General features: G+C 31.7%; 24 protein-coding genes and 1 pseudogene. 16 read left to right on the plus strand and 9 right to left on the minus strand.

The features are described 5' to 3' along the window. Both K1X44_06255 and mltG read left to right on the plus strand, forming a co-directional pair. Positions 1-460 (plus strand): beta-ketoacyl-ACP synthase II (locus tag K1X44_06255; GenBank protein MBX7146893.1); only part of this gene is annotated, 460 nt, incomplete at its 5' end. 62 nt (positions 461-522) lie between these two features. Further along, the gene (gene mltG, locus K1X44_06260; GenBank protein MBX7146894.1) at positions 523-1452 is read left to right on the plus strand and encodes an endolytic transglycosylase MltG; all 930 of its coding nucleotides are present in this window, start codon (positions 523-525) and stop codon (positions 1450-1452) included. A 175-nt stretch (positions 1453-1627) separates the two neighbouring features. On the opposite strand, the gene K1X44_06265 is transcribed toward mltG, so the two are convergent. From K1X44_06265 to K1X44_06280, 4 genes are all read right to left on the minus strand, one after another. Further along, complete coding sequence (locus K1X44_06265; protein MBX7146895.1) at positions 1628-1777, minus strand: hypothetical protein; 150 nt, start codon at positions 1775-1777, stop codon at positions 1628-1630. 218 nt (positions 1778-1995) lie between these two features. After that, positions 1996-2628, minus strand: coding sequence for a hypothetical protein (locus K1X44_06270; GenBank protein ID MBX7146896.1), 633 nt, complete (start codon positions 2626-2628; stop codon positions 1996-1998). Beyond that, a complete protein-coding gene (gene sseA / locus K1X44_06275) occupies positions 2615-3478 on the minus strand; it encodes a 3-mercaptopyruvate sulfurtransferase (protein ID MBX7146897.1) in 864 nt (287 codons plus the stop codon). Before sseA ends, K1X44_06270 begins: the two co-directional genes overlap by 14 nt. Before the next feature lie 23 nt (positions 3479-3501). Continuing rightward, positions 3502-4362 (minus strand): MOSC N-terminal beta barrel domain-containing protein, encoded by an 861-nt coding sequence (locus K1X44_06280; GenBank protein ID MBX7146898.1) that lies wholly within the window; start codon positions 4360-4362, stop codon positions 3502-3504. A gap of 226 nt (positions 4363-4588) precedes the next feature. On the opposite strand from K1X44_06280, the gene K1X44_06285 reads away from it, so the two are divergent. Further along, the gene (locus K1X44_06285; GenBank protein MBX7146899.1) at positions 4589-6310 is read left to right on the plus strand and encodes an ABC transporter substrate-binding protein; all 1722 of its coding nucleotides are present in this window, start codon (positions 4589-4591) and stop codon (positions 6308-6310) included. A 20-nt stretch (positions 6311-6330) separates the two neighbouring features. Here K1X44_06285 and K1X44_06290 read toward each other — a convergent pair whose 3' ends face one another. From K1X44_06290 to K1X44_06300, 3 genes and pseudogenes are all read right to left on the minus strand, one after another. Then, positions 6331-6741, minus strand: coding sequence for an HIT family protein (locus K1X44_06290; GenBank protein ID MBX7146900.1), 411 nt, complete (start codon positions 6739-6741; stop codon positions 6331-6333). A gap of 94 nt (positions 6742-6835) precedes the next feature. After that, positions 6836-8638: a long-chain fatty acid--CoA ligase gene (locus tag K1X44_06295; protein MBX7146901.1), complete on the minus strand. Its 1803-nt coding sequence runs from the start codon at positions 8636-8638 to the stop codon at positions 6836-6838. 106 nt (positions 8639-8744) lie between these two features. Continuing rightward, positions 8745-8949, minus strand: a pseudogene (locus K1X44_06300) (DUF1272 domain-containing protein). Positions 8950-9123: 174 nt separating this feature from the next. Here K1X44_06300 and K1X44_06305 point away from each other — a divergent pair. Then, positions 9124-10881, plus strand: coding sequence for a M3 family oligoendopeptidase (locus K1X44_06305; protein ID MBX7146902.1), 1758 nt, complete (start codon positions 9124-9126; stop codon positions 10879-10881). Positions 10882-10901: 20 nt separating this feature from the next. Further along, entirely contained in the window at positions 10902-11432 is a 531-nt protein-coding gene (locus tag K1X44_06310) for an N-acetyltransferase (GenBank protein ID MBX7146903.1), read from the plus strand. A 1-nt stretch (position 11433) separates the two neighbouring features. On the opposite strand, the gene K1X44_06315 is transcribed toward K1X44_06310, so the two are convergent. Continuing rightward, positions 11434-12933 carry a CoA-acylating methylmalonate-semialdehyde dehydrogenase gene (locus tag K1X44_06315; GenBank protein ID MBX7146904.1) on the minus strand — a complete coding sequence of 500 codons (1500 nt, stop codon included), beginning with the start codon at positions 12931-12933 and terminating at the stop codon, positions 11434-11436. A 172-nt stretch (positions 12934-13105) separates the two neighbouring features. Here K1X44_06315 and K1X44_06320 point away from each other — a divergent pair, with 172 nt between their 5' ends. Beyond that, positions 13106-13414 carry a hypothetical protein gene (locus tag K1X44_06320; GenBank protein ID MBX7146905.1) on the plus strand — a complete coding sequence of 103 codons (309 nt, stop codon included), beginning with the start codon at positions 13106-13108 and terminating at the stop codon, positions 13412-13414. Between the two features lie 13 nt (positions 13415-13427). Here the strand turns inward: K1X44_06320 and K1X44_06325 are convergent, their stop codons facing one another. Continuing rightward, positions 13428-13940 carry an adenine phosphoribosyltransferase gene (locus tag K1X44_06325; protein MBX7146906.1) on the minus strand — a complete coding sequence of 171 codons (513 nt, stop codon included), beginning with the start codon at positions 13938-13940 and terminating at the stop codon, positions 13428-13430. Between the two features lie 201 nt (positions 13941-14141). Here K1X44_06325 and K1X44_06330 point away from each other — a divergent pair, with 201 nt between their 5' ends. The 10 genes from K1X44_06330 to K1X44_06375 all read left to right on the plus strand — a co-directional run. Next, the gene (locus tag K1X44_06330) at positions 14142-15299 is read left to right on the plus strand and encodes an ABC transporter permease (protein MBX7146907.1); all 1158 of its coding nucleotides are present in this window, start codon (positions 14142-14144) and stop codon (positions 15297-15299) included. A gap of 4 nt (positions 15300-15303) precedes the next feature. Further along, the gene (locus K1X44_06335) at positions 15304-16095 is read left to right on the plus strand and encodes an ABC transporter ATP-binding protein (protein MBX7146908.1); all 792 of its coding nucleotides are present in this window, start codon (positions 15304-15306) and stop codon (positions 16093-16095) included. Beyond that, complete coding sequence (locus tag K1X44_06340) at positions 16079-17026, plus strand: MlaD family protein (protein MBX7146909.1); 948 nt, start codon at positions 16079-16081, stop codon at positions 17024-17026. Before K1X44_06335 ends, K1X44_06340 begins: the two co-directional genes overlap by 17 nt. Beyond that, positions 17023-17643 carry an ABC-type transport auxiliary lipoprotein family protein gene (locus tag K1X44_06345; GenBank protein ID MBX7146910.1) on the plus strand — a complete coding sequence of 207 codons (621 nt, stop codon included), beginning with the start codon at positions 17023-17025 and terminating at the stop codon, positions 17641-17643. Before K1X44_06340 ends, K1X44_06345 begins: the two co-directional genes overlap by 4 nt. A 24-nt stretch (positions 17644-17667) precedes the next feature. Continuing rightward, complete coding sequence (locus K1X44_06350) at positions 17668-18654, plus strand: TAXI family TRAP transporter solute-binding subunit (protein MBX7146911.1); 987 nt, start codon at positions 17668-17670, stop codon at positions 18652-18654. Between the two features lie 17 nt (positions 18655-18671). Then, positions 18672-19403 (plus strand): hypothetical protein, encoded by a 732-nt coding sequence (locus K1X44_06355; GenBank protein MBX7146912.1) that lies wholly within the window; start codon positions 18672-18674, stop codon positions 19401-19403. Positions 19404-19466: 63 nt separating this feature from the next. Continuing rightward, complete coding sequence (locus K1X44_06360; GenBank protein MBX7146913.1) at positions 19467-20108, plus strand: glutathione S-transferase family protein; 642 nt, start codon at positions 19467-19469, stop codon at positions 20106-20108. Between the two features lie 159 nt (positions 20109-20267). Continuing rightward, positions 20268-20525 (plus strand): glutaredoxin 3, encoded by a 258-nt coding sequence (grxC, locus tag K1X44_06365; GenBank protein ID MBX7146914.1) that lies wholly within the window; start codon positions 20268-20270, stop codon positions 20523-20525. An 82-nt stretch (positions 20526-20607) separates the two neighbouring features. Further along, positions 20608-21474 (plus strand): peptidylprolyl isomerase, encoded by an 867-nt coding sequence (locus K1X44_06370; protein MBX7146915.1) that lies wholly within the window; start codon positions 20608-20610, stop codon positions 21472-21474. A gap of 23 nt (positions 21475-21497) precedes the next feature. Beyond that, positions 21498-22118: bifunctional ornithine acetyltransferase/N-acetylglutamate synthase (locus tag K1X44_06375; protein ID MBX7146916.1), on the plus strand; the 621-nt coding region annotated here is incomplete at its 3' end.

A 22118-nucleotide genomic window follows, 5' to 3' on the forward strand; every position in this document is an offset into this window, starting at 1 on the left:
TGGTCTTTCAGGTGATGCGTATCATATTACTGCGCCTTCTGAAGATGGAGATGGGGCATATAGGGCAATGCGTGCAGCTTTAAAACGTGCAAATGTGAAACCAGAAGATATAGATTACATTAATGCTCATGGTACCTCTACCTTAAAAGGTGATGAGATTGAACTGGCAGCAGTTAAGCGTCTTTTTGGTGATGCTGCATATAAATTATCAATGTCTTCAACTAAATCTGCAATTGGCCACCTTTTAGGTGCAGCTGGTAGTGTTGAAGCGATATTTTCAATATTAGCTTTGAGAGATGGTATTTTACCGCCTACTCTTAATTTAGATGAACCTTCTCCGGGTTGTGATATTGATTTAGTAGCTAAAGTAGCAAAAAAACGACCTGTAAAAACTGTACTTTCGAACTCTTTTGGATTCGGTGGTACAAATGCTAGTCTTGTTTTTAAAAAGTTTGAATGATATTAAAAAGAAAATTTTCTTATAATTTTTTATTACCTACTATAATAATAAGCTTCATAATTTTGTTAGTGGTAGGTATAGGTATATTTGATTTTTATAAGAAATTAGATACCCCAACATCATATTCTGCTACAATTATTATTACTCCTGGTATGAGCATATCAGAAATAGCGCAAAAATTATATCAAGAAAAAATTATACCATCAGTTTTTTTATTTCCTTTTATGGTACATGTTGTTGCTCAACAAAAACCATTAAAAGCCGGAGAATATTTTTTTGAACAAAGTATTACGCCTCGTTTAGCAATTGATATGATGGCAAGAGGACAAGTTGTTGTACGGAAATTAACTGTACCTGAAGGATTAACTATTAGAGAGATTATTGATCTTGTTAATAAGGCGGAAGGATTAAAAGGTGATATATTACAACCTTTACCTAAGGAAGGTGATCTTTTACCTGAAACTTATTTTTATTCATGGGGTGATCAAAAACAGGATCTAATTAAGCGAATGTCCCAGGCTATGAAAAATTTTTTAACTGAAGTATGGCCAAGAAGAAATGTTAATTCTTTCATTACAACACCATATGAAGCAATTATTCTAGCATCAATTGTTGAAAAAGAAACAGGGCTTCCTAATGAAAGGCCAAGAGTTGCATCAGTTTTTTTAAATCGTTTAAAAATTAAAATGCGCCTTCAATCGGATCCAACTGTAATTTATGCTCTTACAGATGGTCAAGAAGAATTAAATCGTTCTTTAGTACATAATGATTTACAAATTGATAATCCTTATAATACATATATGTATGAAGGATTGCCACCTGGTCCTATTGCCAATCCTGGTAAAGCATCTATCGAAGCAGTTTTGAAACCTGAGAATACTGATGAATTATATTTTGTTGCAGATGGTAAAGGTGGCCACGTTTTTGCTAAAACTTTAACAGAGCATAATCGCAATGTAACTGAATGGCGTAAGATACAATCTAAAAATTAATCAAATTAATATTTAAAAAGGTTTCTTTTTAGGTAATTGTGTTAAAATATAATCAACAAGTTGATTAGGCAATAAATTTAATATTTTACTTAAAAAATAAAGAAGCCATGAGATAATTAAACCTTTATGATTTTCTAGATCTTTTTTATAAATGTTGCAGCTTTTTCTGCATCCATTAAAAATGGCATAGAAAATCGTTTTTGTCTGTCATTGGTGTTTTTATAAAATCTGGGCAAATAATGATTAGTAAAACTGTATTAAGTGTACCTTCAAGATTAGTGGAAAAAATAATATGTGTTTGATGATCAATCTTCAATTTGACCATACGTACAACCTGAAATACCTACATTTGCTATTACGAGATTACATATAGATTGTTGATAAGATTACTGAACCCACTGTTGCATAATATTTTGGTTTGTTCTAATCTTTCTTTGTGCCGAAAAATATTTTATATTGGGTTTTGCTTAACACCAAGCCAATGTATGTCCAAGACTACTACTTGCTCTTGTAATAATAACTGATGATGGTGATACAGTATGATTAAACATTTTTGTTTTTAATAGATAAAGGTGTTGGATTGGTAAATTGGTAATTAGTTTGATTTATAAATTTTTTAATTTTGGATAAATTAATATTTTTTTCAACTATATTTATTTTTTTAAATCCAACATTTAAGTAGTTTGGTAAAGCTTTTGGATGATCCAAAGTGCACGTATTAATTAAAATTTCATCTGGATTAAAGAACCATATATAATTTAAATTCCAATCTAAAAACCAAGAACCAATACCTTGACCCAATATCCATGGCATAAGACCAAAATATACAAAATCTATTCGTTTTTTATTTTTTAAATTTATTTCTGAATAACCAATAGGTATCTTTTGTTTGTAAAGAATATGAATATGAATATCTGGATGATGTATATAATTTGATAATTCTTGGTCCGATATAAGACGTCGTTCATACCATAACCAGGGGGCTCCAATAGTGTTATAAAGAAAACGATAGTAGGAAATGGGTATATGATTTATTTTACTAACTTCTAAATCTTGATGTGCAGAAAAACTTTTTAAATTTAAAGGTTTGCTTTTTTGGACAAGATAAGTAATTTGAATAGAAGTAGGGCGATTCTTTTTAAATTTTATCTGTTTTAAACTATCAAATATTTTCATCTGTACTTACGGGTGTATCCCCTGGTAATCCCCATTCTGCCCATGATCCATCATAAACGGCGGCATTTTCATATCCAATTATATGTAATGCTAAGGCTAAAATACATGCTGTAATACCAGAACCACATGTTGTTATGATAGATTTTTGTAAATCAATAGATTTGTTTCTAACGATTTCCTGTATTTGCTGCTTGTCTATAAAAGTTTTTTGCTGACTATTTAATAATATTTGAAATGGTAAATTAATACTGTTTGGAATATGACCGGGTCTCCTCCCAGGCCATTTACCCTCTATTAAACCAGAAAATATTCTTGTATCACGTGCATCAATAATTTGTGCAGATTGTTTTATATTTAAATTATCTTGAATATCTTGTTTATAACGTATTAAATTAGGTTGCAGAGCAGCGTTAAATTTTTCTGGTTGATATGGTATGTTTTGAGATGATAAAGGTTTTTTTTCATTCTCCCATTTTATCAACCCTCCATCAAGGACAGCTACGGATGTGTGACCAAATAAACGAAACATCCACCATACCCTTGCAGCACTTAATAAACCATAAGTGTCATAAATAATAATATAATGTTTGTTGCTAATACCCAAATTACCAACTTCCTTAGCAAATTGTTCAGCTGAAGGTATCATATGGGGCAGATCTGATTTTTGATTAGCGATCAGATCAATATCAAAAAACACAGCTCCTGGGATGTGTTTATTTGCAAATTCTTTATGGGCATTTCTATTAAGACTTGGTAAATGATACGTTGCATCAACAACGCAAATATTTAGATCGTTCAGATGGTCAAAAAGCCAATCTGTACTTACAATATTATCTTTAAAATCATTCATATTAATACTATATAAATATTATATTAATTTAAAAGAAAATTATTTTTTAAAAGTTCTGTTGACGTTTTTCCATCAAATTTTCTAAGAGGAATCCGATTTTCTTCTATACTAACATTTCTCTCCCTGACATGGATTGCACCATTGCTAGGTCCAAGTACATTTACCGAAAGCCTATAAGAGTTTCTTTCATACCGTAAATCTTGTTTTACAGCTAGCGGTAAATTTGCATAACGCTGCTGCATAAATGTTTTTATAAATTGGGGCGTGGCAATTCCCGTTTGAGGATTGCGTGTTGGAACAATACAACGTTGACAAGGATTAGTAACAATCAACTTTATATCCCCTAATTTTAATATTCCACCTGTTTCTGCATTCGTCGAAATTGTATCTTCCCAATAAGCTTCAACATCACTAATTAGAATATTAACCCTCATTCTTTCAATCATTTCTTCTAAGGAAATAATTGGATTAAAATAATTGCCCGCTGCAATAAGTGAAGCTTCAGTTGCTAATGTTGGACCAGGCGATTTTGTATCATCAGGAAAACCCGCAATAGGATTATGCTTTAATTCAATATTCGGAAGATTAAGCTGTTGTGAAACCCAAGTTGTAATTTGTGTGCATTGTTGGTCCATATGAAAAGATTGAGGGTATGGTTTTGTATCTGACCATAAAGTTATTAAACGATTAGATAAATCAAAAGAAGTTCGTATATGATGAATAGCTTCAAATCTTTTTCCGTTTACAAAACGGCCATCTGAAGTAAAAAAAGCAAATTCTCTATCCCCTTCTAAAATACCGGCGGAGGTAAATCTAGCAGATGATAATTTTATTCCCGGTAAAGATTTAAATGGGTAAATAATAATTTGTGAAATTTCAGGCATTGAATTTGTTTGATAAATTAGCTCATAGTCTAATTAAATTAATGCATTTAGAAGTACAATTCAATTTGAATTGTGTTATTATATTTTATAAGAAGCTACTTTAATAGTTTTGATTATATATTTAAGTTAATTTTTTGAAGAATCGAGTTATTTATAGTAATACAATTTAAATAGCAAATCATCTAATATATGCCGTATATATCACATATAAAGTTTGTTTTTCGTAATGTTTAGAAGCCTATATAAAATTCATGCCTTTTTACCTGAGCTATTTGACCAATTTGTACAAGGTCAAGTTACAAGACGTGATTTTTTACGTTATTCTACTTTACTTGGACTCTCAGCATCATCAGCTTTCTCTTTAATAGGTTGCGATGATGATAATAAAGAACAAAATGCTCAATCTAATCAAGAGCAACCTCAATCTACTATTCCAGAACAAATAAAACCTGGGGGCAAAGTTACAATTGGTATGAGGTTACCTAATATAGACAGTCCTCATAATTTTGGGTGGAGCTATAGCGCAAATGTTGTTCGCCAAGTTTGCGATTATTTAACTCGTACAGGAAGTGATAATATTACAAAGCCTTGGCTGTTGGAAAAATGGCAAGCTAGTGATGATTTAAAGCGTTGGACTTTCACTTTACGTTCAGGAATTACATGGTCTAATGGGGATTCGTTAACAGTAGAACAAGTGATATGGAACATTAAAAGATGGCTTGATCCCAGAATTAACTCACCCATGATGGCTTTGATGAAAAACTATTTATTAGAAGATGTGGCCACAGGTATTAAAACAGCCAAGGGCCAGGATCTTAGAGAAACAAGATTATGGTCACAATCTGCAATTGAACAAATTGATGAAAAAAGTTTTCGAATTAATTGTCATAATCCACAAATTGCGATACCTGAACATTTTTTTCATTTTACTGCTTTAATTTTACACCCTAGTGAAAATGGAAAATTTGGGGTTGGTTCATTAGGTACGGGACCTTTTATATTAAGAGAGTTTGTTAAAGAAAAATATGCCTTGTTGGTGAAACGAGAAGACTATTGGCATCATAAGGTTATGTTAGATGAAGTGGAATTTATAGATTTTGGTGATGATGCAGCAAAACCAATAGCAGCTATTGCGGGAGAAAAGATTGATGGACTTCATGAAGCTTCAACAACACAATATGTTGCTCTAGAACGATTAAATCAATTAGAGTTTTATCAAATACCTAGTGCCCAAACAGCAGTTGTGCGTATGCAACCTATACACGCTGAATGGCATGATATGCGTGTACGAAAAGCATTAAAATTAGCTTTAGATAATCAAAAAATTTTGCAAATTAGCCATTTGGGTTTAGGTTTGGTTGGTGAGCACCATCATGTATCTTTATTACATTCAGATTATGCCAAACTACCACCAATACAGCCAAATATTGCAAAAGCTAAAGAGCTTTTAGCAGAAGCTGGGTTTCCTAATGGTTTCTCTACAGAGATTGTTTGTAAAAAAGATCCGGATTGGGAATTAATTGCTGTACAAGCTATGAGCCAGATGTGGCATGAAATTGGTGTGGATGTAAGGATAAATGTTGTGTCATCATCACAATATTGGGAATCGTGGAAAAGCGATTCTATACCTTTTGCTTTTACATCTTGGACACATTTTCCTTTTGGTACAATGGCGTTAGATCTTGCTTATGGGACAGGATCCCCTTGGAATGAAAGCTATTATAGTAATCCTGTATTTGATGAATTATTACTTAAAGCTGGATCTATTTTTGATCCAAAAGCACGCTCAGGTGTGATGGCTGAATTAGAATATATTATGCAAGAAGAAGGACCTATTTGCCAACCCTTATGGCGTACACTTTTTACTGTAATGCATAAGAGAATAGGAGGATTTATATTACATCCTTCTGGTTATATTTTTGCCGAAGATTTATGGATTCAACCATAATAAACTTAATTTATTGATATCTATAAAAACTCGACTTTCGTTAATTGATCAATACGTTCTTGAATTTCTTGTTGGGTAAGACGAACAGGGGGAAGAGCACGCCAAACAGGCATTGGCCAAAGAGGATCATTTTTATAGCGAGCAACAACATGTACATGAAATTGAGTAACTATATTACCCATAGATCCAACATTAATTTTATCTGGATAAAAAGCTGTACGTAACCAATGGCTAGCTTTAGTTATTTCACCAATTAATTTATGTTGATCTTCAATTGATAAATCATCAATTTCTTTGATATCGCGTTGAGGTACTAAGACAAGCCAGGGCCAATGTTTCTCATTAATTAACCGCACTATACACAGATCAAAAATACGCAGTGGAATACTGTCTGCTTCTAATTGATAATGAAGTTTAAAATTTTCTTTCATTCTTATTTACAAAAAAATTATATTTTAATTAATTTATTAAAACGAATAAAAAAACTATTTGTTTATAATATTTGTATTTTAATTAAAAATTATATTAAGTAAAAAGTTTTTCTAGATTATTTTTATATTTTTCTAAAATCTTATGCCTTTTTATTTTTAATGAAGGTGTTAAAAGGCCATTTTCAATAGTAAATTCTTCTGAAATCAAAATAAAACGACGAATTTTTTCAACTGATGAAAGATTTTGGTTAATTTTTTCAATTACTTTACCCATAGCTTTAATAAAAAGAGGCTCGCTTATTATATTTGTTTGATTTTCAATCAAAAGATTTTTTTCGTAAAATTCTTTTCTATAATCAGAATTTGGTACTATTAATGCCACAATATAAGGATGTTTGTCTCCATATACCATACTTTGACTAATCTCAGCTTCTAAAGAAATAAAGCTTTCAATTCTAGAAGGAGATATTGTTTCCCCGCCAGAAAGAACAATGATATCTTTTTTGCGATCTGTGATGGATAAATAACCTTCGTCGTCAATTTGGCCTATATCGCCTGTGTGCAACCAATCATTTTGAAGTGCAAGATTCGTTGCAATTGGATCTTGCCAGTAACCTTTCATAATAGATTTTCCACGAACAAGAATTTCGTTATCTTCTGCTAATTTAATTTCTACGTCCTTGAGAGGCAGTCCCACAGTGTGAAGTTTAATTTTTGAAATAGGATTCACACTAATGACAGGAGCAGCTTCGGTTTGGCCATATCCTTGTAAAATTCGAACACCAAGAGCTGTAAAAAAAAGCCCAATTTCATAATTTAGGGCGGCCCCACCTGAAACCAAGACTTTTAATCGTCCACCAAAACGATTACGTACTTTATTACGAATTAGTTTTTCTAAAATTTTATTTAATAATTTTTCTTTCCAAGTTAAAGAATTTGGATATTCATATTGTTTGCGACCTAAATTCCAGGTCAGATGAAATAAAAATTGCTTTATTTTTGATGTTTTTTTGAGATTATGTAAAATACGCTCATATAATATCTCATAAAGTCTAGGAACGGCTGTCATAATTGTAGGTTTCACCTGAAGCATTGCTTCTCCCAATTTGTCAGCATTTTCTGCATAAAAAATTTGAGCACCAATAGATAGAGGAAAGAATTGTCCAGCCATGTGTTCATAGGCATGAGATAAGGGAAGGAAACTTAGAAAAATTTCATGATTCAATCCAAAATCCTTTAGTATTTCATAGGTGCTTTCACAATTACTTAAAATAGCTTTATGGGATAACATAACAGCTTTAGGTGTACCACCTGTTCCTGAAGTATAAATAAAGCAACATGTTTCATCTAATTTAATTTGTGAAATAAGTTGTTGGATTTTATTTTGATAAGTAGTTTTTTGTTCTATAAAATTTTTCCATGAATAAATTTTTACCTTTTCTATTGGATTAATTGAGTAGGTATCATTCATTAAAATAATAAATTCCAGGGAATTTTTTTGACCGAGACTAGGTAAAAACTTTTTTAATAATTTTTCGTTGGATATAATCGCAACTTTAATGTTGCTATGATTAACAATATAACTATGATCTTTGATGGTATTTGTTATATATATTGGGACAGTAATAGCGTGTGCGCTCATAATTGCAAAATCGGCAATAAGCCATTCGGGACGACTTTCAGATAAAATGGCAACGCGATCCCCTTGTTTGATACCTGCTTGGATTAAATTGCCTGCTAGTTTTTTTATAGAGTCAGCAATCTCCTCCCAGCTTAATGTGTGCCATTGGTTATGATGACGATATCCTAATAATTTTTGTTTCTGATATTTTTCTGCTTGTTTAAAAAACATATCTGGCAAATTTTGCCATGATTCTTGTTGCAATTTCTCCCCCATTGATCTTGCAAAAATTTTAGAAGATCCTTTATAGTTTTAGTTTTTTATTATAAAATTATAAAGAGAAATTGTTTTATTATTGACAATTTTTTACATTATAATTTTTTTAAATGTAATTGGATATTTGATTAATAAAATTTTTCAATCTAGTAGGTCTAAGTATAAGATTTCCTTGGCAATTTGGGCAAATAAAATTTAATTTTTCTTTACTACATACAAAATGTGCATTCAAAACTAAAAATCATAGCTTTTTCTAAAGTAGGGGATAAATTTTTATTGCAGTATTCACAATTAGAGCACATTTCTAACATAAAACCCTCTTATTACAATATAAAAATAAGGCACTGATTATAATTATTATCATAATTTCTCTCATAAAAAAGATAGTTATACCTTATTTCTGAGAAATTTAGTAAAATCAAGCCAAGGAATACAAGGTTAATAAAATTAAGTAGAAAGAATAAGCAATGACAATGTCACAGCAAATGCTACCAGTTTGGAATTTAAAAGATTTCTATTCTGATTATAAATCTAATGAAATCGAAAATGATTTAAAAAAACTTCAAGATCAATCTCTAGAGTTCTCTAAAAAATACCAAACTAAAATAGCCTCTTTAACAAGTGAAGAGCTATATGAAGCTATTAGTGATTATGAGAAATTACAAGAATTGTGTGGAAAGTTATTAAGTTATGCAGAACTGTATCATGCCCAAGATATGAGCAATGATACAATTGCTGCATTTTATCAAACAGTTCAAGAAAAAGTTAATAGTTTATCAAGCCAAATTCTATTTTTTAATATTGAGCTTAATAAAATAGAAGATCAAATGTTTGAACATCATATAAATTCAACAGCTTTATTACATTATAAATCATGGCTAAAAGAATTACGATTATTTCGTGCCCATCAGCTTTCTGAAGAAATAGAAAAGCTTTTATATGAAAGATCTATTGTGGGTCGAGCATCGTGGGTAAGATTATTTAATGAAACAATAACTTCAATAAAAATTAATTTAAATCAAAAAACATTGTCATTAGATGAAACATTAAATTTACTTTCAAATAAAGATGAAGATCAAAGAAGACAAGCAGGTGAACAAATATCTAAAGCTTTAGCTCGCCATATTAAAACTTTTTCTCTTATTACAAATGTTTTAGCAAAAGATAAAGAAATAGACGATACGTGGCGGCATTATCCCCATCCTCTTGCTGCACGTAATTTATCTAATCAAGTTGAAGATAAAACAGTTGAAATATTGGTAAATACAGTTATTGATTTTTGGCCGCGTTTATCTCATCGTTATTATAAATTAAAAGCTCAATTATTAAAAAAAGAGCATTTAAATTATTGGGATCGTTTAGCACCATTTCCTTTTGAAGATGATCAAAATATCTCGTGGGATACAGCAAAGAATATTGTTTTAGAATCTTATACAATGTTTTCGCCCGAAATGGCTAAAATTGGAAAGCGTTTCTTTGATAATAATTGGATTGATGCGGCTTTGCGACCAGGAAAATCACCCGGCGCGTTTGCTCATCCTACTGTACCATCTCTTCATCCTTATTTGCTTGTTAATTATCATGGTAAATCACGTGATGTGATGACTTTGGCACACGAACTAGGACATGGTGTTCATCAAATGTTAGCAGCAAAACAGGGAATGCTTTTATCAGATACACCATTAACTTTAGCAGAAACAGCTTCCGTTTTTGGAGAAATGTTAGTCTTTAGGAAATTGTTAAGCCAAACCATAGATCCTAAAGCAAGATTTATTTTATTAGCATCTAAGATTGAAGATATGCTTAATACCGTTGTACGTCAAATTGCTTTCCATGAATTTGAGCGGCAAATTCATATGAAGAGAAGAAAATCAGAATTAACGCCAGAACAAATTGGTGAAATTTGGTTAGATATACAAAAACGTAGTTTAGGTCCTGTTTTTCAATTTCATACGGATTATCAATATTATTGGTCTTATATACCGCATTTTATACATACCCCATTTTATGTTTATGCTTATGCATTTGGGGATTGTTTGGTAAATTCGCTGTATGCTGTTTACCAAAAAGATAATAAAAATTTTATACCAAAGTATTTTATGATGCTTGAAGCTGGTGGTACAAAACGTTATGATGAACTTTTAGAATCATTTGATTTACAACCCAAAGACCCTTTATTTTGGGCAAATGGATTAAAAATCGTTGAACAGCTTATTGATGAATTAGCTTCTATAAAATTATAAATTATTTTTCAGCTTTTATTATGACTGATATTATTCTTGAAAAACCTGATCATCATATTGGAATTGAATCATTGCTTGATCAGGCTTTTGGCCAAAATAGATATCAAAAAACTTCTTATCAATATCGTCAATCTATTCCACCTGTTAAGGATTTATGTCATGTAATAGTTGAGAATGACCAAGTCATTGCTACGATACGTTATTGGCAAATACTTATTGATCAACATCCAATTTCAACTCTTTTATTAGGTCCGATTGCGGTGGCTAAATCCCATAGGGGATTAGGTCTTGGATTAAAACTAGGACATTATACGTTGAATAAAGCTGCTGAACTAGGTTATGAATTGGCTTTTTTAGTAGGGGATATTGCATATTATCAGCGTTTTGGGTTTGAGTTCTCTAGCCCATATGGTTTTGTTATGCCAAATGAAAAAGCTGAAAGATTATTGGTTAAAGAACTAAATAACCTCACTACATTTCTTAAAAATATTAATTCTGAAGTGAAAGCTACTTTGCTACCGTTAAAGTCAAATAATATTCAAGTTGCCTAAATTATTTTAAGGTTGGCATAATATATTCGGCCCCTGATCTTATACCAGTTGGCCAACGGGCTGTAATAGTTTTAGTTTTTGAATAAAATCTTACAGCGTCAGTTCCGTGAGTATTATGATCACCAAATAAAGATTTTTTCCATCCTCCAAAACTGTGAAATGCCATAGGAACAGGTATAGGAATATTAACACCTACCATTCCAACTTTAACTTTTGATGTGAAATCACGAGCAGCATCCCCATCTCTTGTAAAAATGGCAGTACCATTTCCATATTCATGTTGGTTAATTAGAGATAAGGCTTGGTTGTATTCTGGTACACGAAGTATACATAGAACAGGTCCAAAAATTTCTTCTTTATAAATACGCATAGTGGGTTGTACATGGTCAAATAAAGACCCCCCCATAAAATAGCCTTTTTCATAGCCTTGTAATTTTAAATGCCGCCCATCGACAACAAGCTTGGCACCTTCTTTTTGGCCTATATCAATATAATTTTTTACTTTATCAAAATGAGCTTGGGTAACCAACGGGCCCATCTCTGCTTCCGGATCTGTACCAGGAGCTATTTTTAAAGCCCGCACTTTTGGAGATAAGCGTTCAACTAATGCATCTCCAACTTTATCACCAATAGCAACTGCAACAGAAATTGCCATACAACGTTCCCCCGCAGAACCATAACCGGCACCCATTAATGCATCAGTTGCCTGATCTAGATCAGCATCGGGCATAATAATCATATGATTTTTTGCACCACCCAAAGCTTGCACGCGTTTTCCATTGGCGCATCCAGTATTATAAATATATTGAGCTACAGGTGTAGATCCAACGAAGCTTACAGCACTGATGTCTGGATGGGTAAGAATTGCATCAACAGCTTCTTTATCCCCATTAATGACATGTAATACACCTTCAGGTAATCCTGCTTCTTGCATTAATTCAGCTAAAAATAAAGGTGCCGATGGATCACGTTCTGATGGCTTTAAAATAAAGCAATTTCCACAAGCAATTGCTAAAGGAAACATCCATAAAGGTACCATAACAGGAAAATTAAAAGGAGTAATTCCAGCAGCAATACCTAAAGGTTGTCTTATAGACCAACTATCAACAGATGTACCAACATTTTCGCTAAATTCACCCTTTAAAAGATGAGGTATACCACATGCAAATTCAACAACTTCTAATCCACGTATACAAGATCCTTTAGCATCACTAAGAGTCTTCCCATGTTCTTCTGTAACTAAAGCTGCTAAACGATCTATATTGTTTTCAATTAAAGTTTTAAATTTAAACATAATTCTCGCTCGTTGCAGAGCCGGTGTTGAAGCCCATTTAGGCCAAACTTTTAAAGCACTTATAACTGCTTGATCAACTTCATTTTTACTAGCCAAAGGAACCTCTTTTATTTTTTCACCTGTAGCTGGATTAAAAATATCAGCAAATCTCTTGCTTTGTCCGTCGACAAAAGTACCATTAATAAAGTGCTTTAATTTTTGTACCATAATGAATTCCTATAATTGTTTAATTTAAAGCTATTTGTGATGATAGATATTTTTGAAAATTTGTAAATCTTAACCTTTAAAAAGATAAAAAGAAATCTTATTTTATAAGATAATAAATGGAATGATTTTTTTTTGAATATTTAATCAAGTTTAATCAAGATGGACAGGAATAATGAAATATAAAGTATTGTTAATTAGTTTCTTTTTAAGCTTTGTAATATTTACAGATAATGTTAAAGCCCAAAATGTAGAAAATAATATCCCACAAAACGAAACACCAGATTTTAAAGGCAAAGCCTTAGAAGGTATGGAGACCATTATGGAGGCTTTACGTTTATTTATCCAGCAGTTGCCAGAATATGAAGCACCGATCATTACACCGGAAGGAGATATTTTTATTAAACGTAAAAAAACGAATCAACCAGTACCTGGACAAAAATTGCCGGATCAAAAAACACAATCCCCAAAAAATACTATTTGATATTTTAAAAATATCAAGAATATTGAATTAGACTATGAAGAGGAATATGAATTTTTTCACGGCCTTTTAGAAAAGCTAGCTCAATAATACATGCCGAAGCAACGGGTTTTAAATTAATTTTTTCAACTAAATTAATTGCAGCTCGTAATGTCCCGCCTGTAGCTAACAAATCATCTAATATGACAACACGTTGATGTGGTTTGGTAATATCAGTTTGTATTTCTAAAGTATCTGTACCATATTCTAAATCATAATCATAAGGCATGATTTGTCCTGGCAATTTACCTTTTTTCCGGATCATAATAAATCCGCATTTTAATATTATTGCTAAAGGTGCTGCCAATAAGAACCCACGCGATTCAATACCTACCAGTAAATCAGGTTTATAATATTTTATTTTTTCAGCTAATTCCAAAATAGTTTTTTTCCAAGCTTGGTGATCTGCCAAAAGAGTTGATATATCATAAAAAAGGATACCAGGTTTGGGGAAATTGGGCACTTCTCGAATATAGTTTTTGATCATGATTAAAATATGTCAATTTGTAAGTAAAATATGTAAGATATGGGATAATAGTAAAATTTTCTTTTCTAGTAAAGTGCTATAGTCTATATTAGGCAATTATTAAATAAAATTGATTGAAAAATATATTTTTTTAAATGACCAAAATCTGTATAAAATGATAAATATTCTTTTTTCCCTTTTATTTACTCTATGAATAAATTTTTATTGAATAAACATAATGAATATTTACCTAATTTAAATATAAATAAGGTAGATGATCAAATTTATTTGACAGTAACAGGCGATTGGATTGTCCAAAAAATTAATATTTTGGAAAAAATATTGAAGCATTTTTTGAATGATAATATTGCATCTGAAAAAATTTATTTTGATATGGCAAATATTAACCGTTTAGATAGCGTGGGCGCATGGCTTCTGCAAAAAACTATTTATACATATCAATCAAAAAATATTAATAGCGAATTTATTAATATTCCTAATGAATATTTAGGTTTAATTAAGCGTGTTCAAGCGATTAAATCCTTTCACTTAGCTATACCTTTTTCATTAAATTTCTATAATTTTTTTATTTATGTTATTTCAAAATTAGGTTTTTTTAGCTTTGCTTTTTACTATCAAACATTGCATTGGATTGCATTTTTAGGTGCAGTAATTTTAGCTTTAGCTCGTCTTACAATACGGCGTGATCGGCGTAGATGGATTGCATTAATTGGCCATCTTCAACATGTGGGATTATACGCAATGCCCATTGTCGGATTATTATCTATTTTGATTGGTGTCGTATTAACCTTTCAAGCTGTTGATCAATTAAAGCGTTTTGGAACAGAAATTTTTACGGTTAATTTAGTTGCTATTTCTGTTTTACGTGAAATGGGTGTCCTTGTTACAGCTGTTGTTGTAGCTGGACGTTCAGGCAGTGCATTTACGGCACAGATTGGTGCCATGGTTGTGAATGATGAAGTTGATGCTTTACGTAGTCTTGGTCTTGACCCAATTGAAGTTTTGGTGCGACCACGCCTTATTGCCTTACTTATTGCGTTACCTTTGCTAACTTTTTATTCAAATTTTATGGCTATTTTGGGAGGTGCGATGATGAGTTGGCTTGTTATTGATCTTCCACCTTCACAATTTTTCTCAATTTTACAAAATGCTGTTCCATATACAACTTTTTGGCTTGGGTTGATTAAAGCACCATTTTTTGCTTTTTTTATTGCATTAATAGGATGTTTTGAAGGTTTGCGAGTAGAACGTGATGCAGAAGGGGTAGGACATTCAACAACCCGTTCTGTGGTAGAAGGAATTTTTATGGTAATTGCCTTGGATGCCATATTTTCTATTGTATTTTCTTTTATGGGTATTTGAGATTATGGATACATCAAATACAATAGAAAATGTTATTGTCATAAAAGATTTGCAAACAGGATTCGGATCATATTTAATCCATGATCATCTTCAACTTGAAGTAAAAAAAGGTGAAATATTGGGGATTGTTGGGGGATCAGGCAGTGGAAAATCTGTTTTATTACGGACAATAATTGGATTAGAAAAAAAGCATAAAGGGTTGGTTAATATTTTAGGATATAATCTTGATAATTTGTCTTCAAGAAAACAATCACAACTATTAAGAAGGATAGGCGTTTTATTTCAAGGAAGTGCTTTATTTAGTTCAATGACGGTTGCTGAAAATATTCAAGTACCATTGAAAGAGAATTATAAATTATCTCAGAATACATTAGATGAGCTTGCTTATTTTAAAATGATGCTTGTTGGTCTGCCTCAAGAAGCTTATTATAAATATCCATCTGAACTTTCAGGTGGTATGAAAAAAAGAGCAGGATTAGCCAGAGCACTTGTACTGGAGCCTGAAATTTTATTTTTAGATGAACCCACAGCAGGACTTGATCCTATTGGGGCAGCAGATTTTGATCAATTGATTTTAAATCTTCAGCAAAGTTTAGGATTAACAGTTTTTATGATAACTCATGATTTAGATAGTTTGGTATCAATTTGTGATAGAATAGCAGCGCTTGTTGATAAAAAAATTATAGTTGGCACATTTGATGATTTTAGATACAGTGAACATCCCTGGATTAAAGAATATTTCCAAGGTCCACGTGCACGAGCTGTCATAGGAGGAAAAAGTGGAAACAAAAGCTAGCCATCTTGCAGCAGGAAGCTTTGTTGTTATTTTACTTGTGGCTTTAATAGCTGCAGCTTTTTGGTTTTCACCTAATCAAGAACAAAATAAGGTGACTTTTTATGATATTCTTTTTGCAGATGATGTAACCGGTTTACAGATTGATAGTGTGGTTCGTTATCGGGGCGTTCAAGTTGGTAAAGTTGATAATATAGTTTTGGATCATATGCATAACGATCAAGTGAGAGTGACAATTAGAGTTAACGAAGATATTTCATTGAAAGAAGATACAATGGCTTCGCTAGAAAGCCAAGGTATCACAGGTATTGCATATGTTTTATTAGATGGTGGAAGCTTGGATGCAAAATTACTTCCTAAAACTGTGAAAAAACCTTTTACGCAAATTACAGCTAAACCAGGCAAATTACAAGCTGTACTTCAAGGAGTACCAGGATTAGTTGCTGATGCTAATATAGTTTTAGATGATTTACACGAAATTTTAACAGGTGTTAAACAAATTGTACCGCAACAATCTGATCCAAAATCTGATCAAATCTCAAATATTTTACGCAATGTTGAAGTAATAAGTCAAAATTTAACCACGGTTAGTACAACGATGACCCAAGTTATTGAAGCAGAACGTATGAATAAGTTATTTGATCAAGGAACAAATGCTATGACAGGCGTCAATAATATGAGCAAAGATTTTCATTTATTATCCCAAGATTTACGTACAACATCAAAAAGTTTGACAGAAGTTTCTGCAAATCTTGTGTTGTTAATTAAAGATTTACGTGAAGTAAGTGGGGGTACAACTGGTTATGAGTTTAATCAACTTATTCCAGAAGTTCGCCAACTTATTGCATCTTTGCAGCGTATTTCAACAAAATTTGAACGGGATCCTGCAAAATTTCTTTTTGGGGATCAAAGAAAAGGTGTATCTAATCCATGAAGAAATATTTATTCGTTTATTTTTTTTTGGGACTATTAATAAGTTTTATCATGAATGGATGCACTATTTTGCCTGATGTAGAAAGACCAGTGCAACTTTATACATTAACACCTTTGGCTTCTTTTAGCGGAGGTCCCATTCAAAAAAATAATTCACAAATAATTATCGAACGGCCTATTTCGTCTAGTGCTTTGGAAACTGTACGTTTAATTATTAAACATAACACGCATCAACTTGATTATCTTGGCGATGTACAATGGGTTGATAATACACCTGCTATGGTCCAAAATTTGTTGATTGAAACTTTATCTAATTCGAATATTTTTAAAGCAGTGGGGAATGAAACATCCGGATTAAAAGCAGATTTTTTACTTAAAACAGATTTACAAGAATTTAATATTTTTGAAAATAATCAAAAAATCTCTTTGAACATTCGCATGAATATTAAATTGCTTTCAATGCCAGATCGTCAAATTATTGATACAATGTCTATAGAAAATAAAATTGATTTATCTGATCGCCAGATTAATAATGTTATTGCTGGGTTCGATACAATATTCCATAAAACAATGCAAGAAATTGTTTTATTTATTTCGGAAAAAACCAATAAATTGTGATAATTTTATAAGGACTATATAAAAATGAATTATCGTTTTAAAAAATATTTTACTTTTATATTAATTCTATTTATTTTATTTTGTTCTTATTCAACATTATATGCGCAAAATAATCCTAACAAAGTTGTATTTATTGGTACGGGTCCTGTCGTAGGTGTTTATTTCCCAGCTGGTGGGGCTATATGTCTTGTTAGTAATACAAAAATGATTGAATTAGGCTTACGTTGTGCGGTAGAAAGTAGTGAAGGTTCATTCGAAAATTTACAAAGATTGCGTGATCATAGTCTTGATTTTTCTATTGTTCAATCAGACTGGCAAAATTATGCTTTCACAGGTACTGGACCTTTTGAAAAATTAGGGGCTTTTAAAGAACTTAGATCAATTTTTAGTTTATATGCAGAAGCTATTACTGTTGTAGTAAGAAAAGATTCTAATATTACAAAATTTACAGATCTTAAAAACAAACGCGTAAATATTGGGCTCCCTGGTACAGCACAGCGCGCATTAATAGAATCGTTATTTGCAAGATTTAATTGGCAAATTAGTGATATGCCTAATGCTTTAGAAATTGATATGAATCAGCAAGCACAATCACTTTGTAATAATAAACTTGATGCATTTATTTTACCTGTTAGCCATCCAAATGGTGCCATTGAAGAAGCTACCCGTAGTTGTGCTGCAGTGTTAATTGATGTGCAAGGTCCTGAAATTGATCAATTTGTTACAAGTACACCTTATCTTGCAAAAACTACTATTCCAGCTGGATTATATATAGGAAATACACACAATGTGAATACTTTTGGGCTTAAAGCAACTTTCGTTACGACGACAGCTATGTCAAATGATATGGTCTATGAGCTGGTTAAAAGTATTTTTGAAGATTTTGATAGATTTAAATCTATGCATCCAGTTTTCGAGGTTTTAACTATTGATCAAATGATTAAGTTTGGAAATACAGCTCCCTTACATGATGGGGCTTTACGCTATTATAAAGAAAAGGGACTTTTATAAATAATAGGGGGAACGCTATGCCACAGCATATAATTGTAAAAAAAGGAAAATCATTAAAGCGTACTTTTAGCGCTTTTTTTTTAAATCGATGTATATATAAATATTTTAAAGATAATCAATTACTTTCCCTTTTAAAATTAATTGATAATAAAGAAATGCCCCCAATTACATTTGATTTGTGGCATTTGCATAAATTAATCCGCCAACGTAAACCTAAAAAAGTTCTTGAATTTGGTGTTGGGTTTAGTACGTTAGTGATTGCAGATGCACTTTATAAAAATCATCAAGAACGCACCCATAAACAACCGGGTCAATTATGGTCCGTTGATACAAGCGCACACTGGATTAATAATTCAATATCAAATATTCCTTCCCATTTAAAAAATTATGTTGCTGACATTTCTCAAAGTGATGTTCATGTAACAGAAATCAATAATCAACTTTGTCATATGTATGATAAACTGCCAAATATAGTTCCAGATTTTGTTTACCTTGACGGACCATCCCATTTAGAAATTAAAGGGGAATATAAAGGTCTTGCTTTTTTACAAAATGATAACCATGAAAGAGGTAATATAGCAGCAGATATGTTATTATATGAATCAACATTGCAATCTGGTTTTTTTATGCTTGTGGATGGTCGAATTAGGAATGTAAGATTCTTGGCTAATAACTTTAAACATACATATAAAATACATATTGATACTATGTATAAATATTCAACATTTGAACTAATAAATATTTTTTGATTGATTCAATTGATTCATCTCAGCATAATTAACTCATTTATTTTTTATAATTAGGAGAATGTTATGACAAGTCAATTTATTCTTCACGGGCTTTCTTTTTCAGGTCCAACTTATAAAGTTGGATTAATGCTTCGTTTATGTCAGCAAGCTTTTTCATATCGGCATGTGGATTTACGATCTGGTATACATAAAGCACCATCCTTTTTAAAATTAAATCGATATGGTCAGGTTCCTGTATTGCAGCATGGTGATTTAGTTTTGTGCCAATCAAATGCAATTCTTGAATATTTGTCAGAAACTTTGGTAAAATTTGGTGGGCGTACTCCCCAGGATCGGGCCCATGTACGTGAATGGTTATTTTGGGATTTCGAAAAACTTTCCCTAGGGATTTTTCGCACACGTTCGCATGTTCGTGGATTTCGTCCTATGGATGCTGCAGTTGCATCAAATTTTAGAGATTTAGCTTTGTCTAGTTTAAGTGAACTCGATAAAAATTTATTAGGAAAGAATTTTTTGGTTGGATCCCAACCAACAATCGCTGATATTGCATGTTATGGTGTTATTGTTTTTGCAGAAGAAGCGCAACTTGATCTTACAAATTATCCATGTGTAAAAGCATGGATGGATCGAATGGCCTCTTTGCCGGGTTGGAAATTACCTTATGATTTATTACCACAAACAGATGCTATATCTGTAGCAGCTTAAATTAAGTCGAGATTTTAAAATAGAAAGCCTGGCTTTTAATAAGCTAGGCTTTAATGAAATGTGGCATTGAAATAATATTTCAAAAATATAATATATAGAATATAAATCAATTTAGATTTATAATAAAATAATAATTTAAATAAATATAGGGATTACATTGTGGTAAAAGTTGACATATATGTTAATTCAAGTTGTGGCTATTGTTTTCGTGCTAAGCAATTATTGCAACATTATAAAATAAAATATCATGAAATTGATATTACAGGTAAGCCACAAATAAAATCAGAGATGATTAAACGTTCTAAAGGCTGTTCAACGGTACCACAAATTTTTATTGATGATAATCATATAGGTGGTTGTGATGATTTATATGATTTGGAACGCCAAGGTAAATTGGCTGCACTTTTGCAAAAATAGTAATAATTAAATTTGTTGCTCTTCTTATAAATCTTTGTAATATTTGATTAAGTTTAATTACTATTAAAGATAGGAAAGTTTAATGTTTTTAAGTAGTTTAAAGTTTAATTTAAAATTATCTTTTGGAATTATAATTGTTTGTATTTCTATGGTGATGTCAAACATTCTCTATGCTCAAGAACCAGCAAAAAAAGATAATGATCCTGTTGTGGTAAAACTCAATGGTATGGAAATTCATAAGTCTGAAATTCTGTCTTCTACAGAAGAATTACCTGCCCAATATCGTCAACAAATTGATGTTTTATTTCCAATGTTTGTTGAACGCTTTGTAACAATGAAACTTTTTACTGAAGAAGGACGTAAATTAAAACTTGAACAAGGCGATGATGTTAAAAAACAAATGTTGCGTTTCGAAGATGAAGCCGTACGTAATGCTTTTGTGCGTAATTATTTAGAACAAAAAATTACTGAACCCGCATTAAAAACACGTTATGAAAAATTTGTTAAAGAATTTCCTAATCAAACTGAAACACGAGCCAGCCATATTTTAGTTGATAATGAAGATGAAGCAAAATCTATAATTAAACAATTAGAAGGTGGTGCAGATTTTGCTAATCTTGCTAAAGAAAAATCTAAAGATAAAGCTTCTGGTGCGCAAGGGGGTGACCTTGGATATTTTTTAGCTGATCAAATGGTCCCCGAATTTTCTAAAGCAATTGAAGGTATAGATGTTGGAAAAACATCAAAAGAAGCAGTTAAAAGTCCATTTGGGTGGCATATTATTAAAGTGGTTGATAAAAGAAAAAAGCAACCTCCTTCTTTTGAAGAAGCAAAAGATGATATAAGACAATCTGTCTCAGTTGAATTAATTGAAGCCCTAGCTAAAGATTTAAAAGCTAAAGCTAAAATTGAATATGTTGATAAAAAAGCACAACCGCAAAAACCATAGGTTTAATTCTTACTATTTAACTGATGGCTATCTCTATATCACCTTTAGCTCCTGTATTCCGACCTCATCTACCTGCACTTGATGGTGTAGCACTAGCTGTATGTAATTGTGGGTTGAGATATACTAATCGCCCAGATTTATTATTGGCAGTTTTTCATCCTGATACTAATATTGCAGGTGTTTTTACTAAGTCTTTAACGGCATCAGCTCCTGTTGAATGGTGCCGTTCTTTTATTAAAAATGGTAAAGTTGGGGGTATTTTGATTAATGCAGGTAATGCTAATGCATTTACAGGGAAACAAGGGGTAAAAGCAGTCAAAAATTGTATTCTTAATGTATCAAAAATTTTAGGTTATCCTGAGAAAACTATTTTCCCAGCTTCGACTGGTGTAATTGGGGAACCTTTACGTGATGAATTGATCATAAAAAAAATACCCGAGCTTATTCCTAAACTTTCATATGATGCATGGTCAGATGCTGCGCATGCAATTATGACGACAGATACTTTTCCTAAAATGGCAACACGCCATGCATTTATTGGAAAAACAAAAGTAACAATTAATGGTATTGCTAAAGGTTCTGGTATGATAGCGCCTGATATGGCAACGATGCTAGGTTTAATTGTAACAGATGCAGATATACCT

The sequence above is a fragment of the Alphaproteobacteria bacterium genome (assembly GCA_019695395.1).
Classification (GTDB): domain Bacteria; phylum Pseudomonadota; class Alphaproteobacteria; order JAEUKQ01; family JAIBAD01; genus JAIBAD01.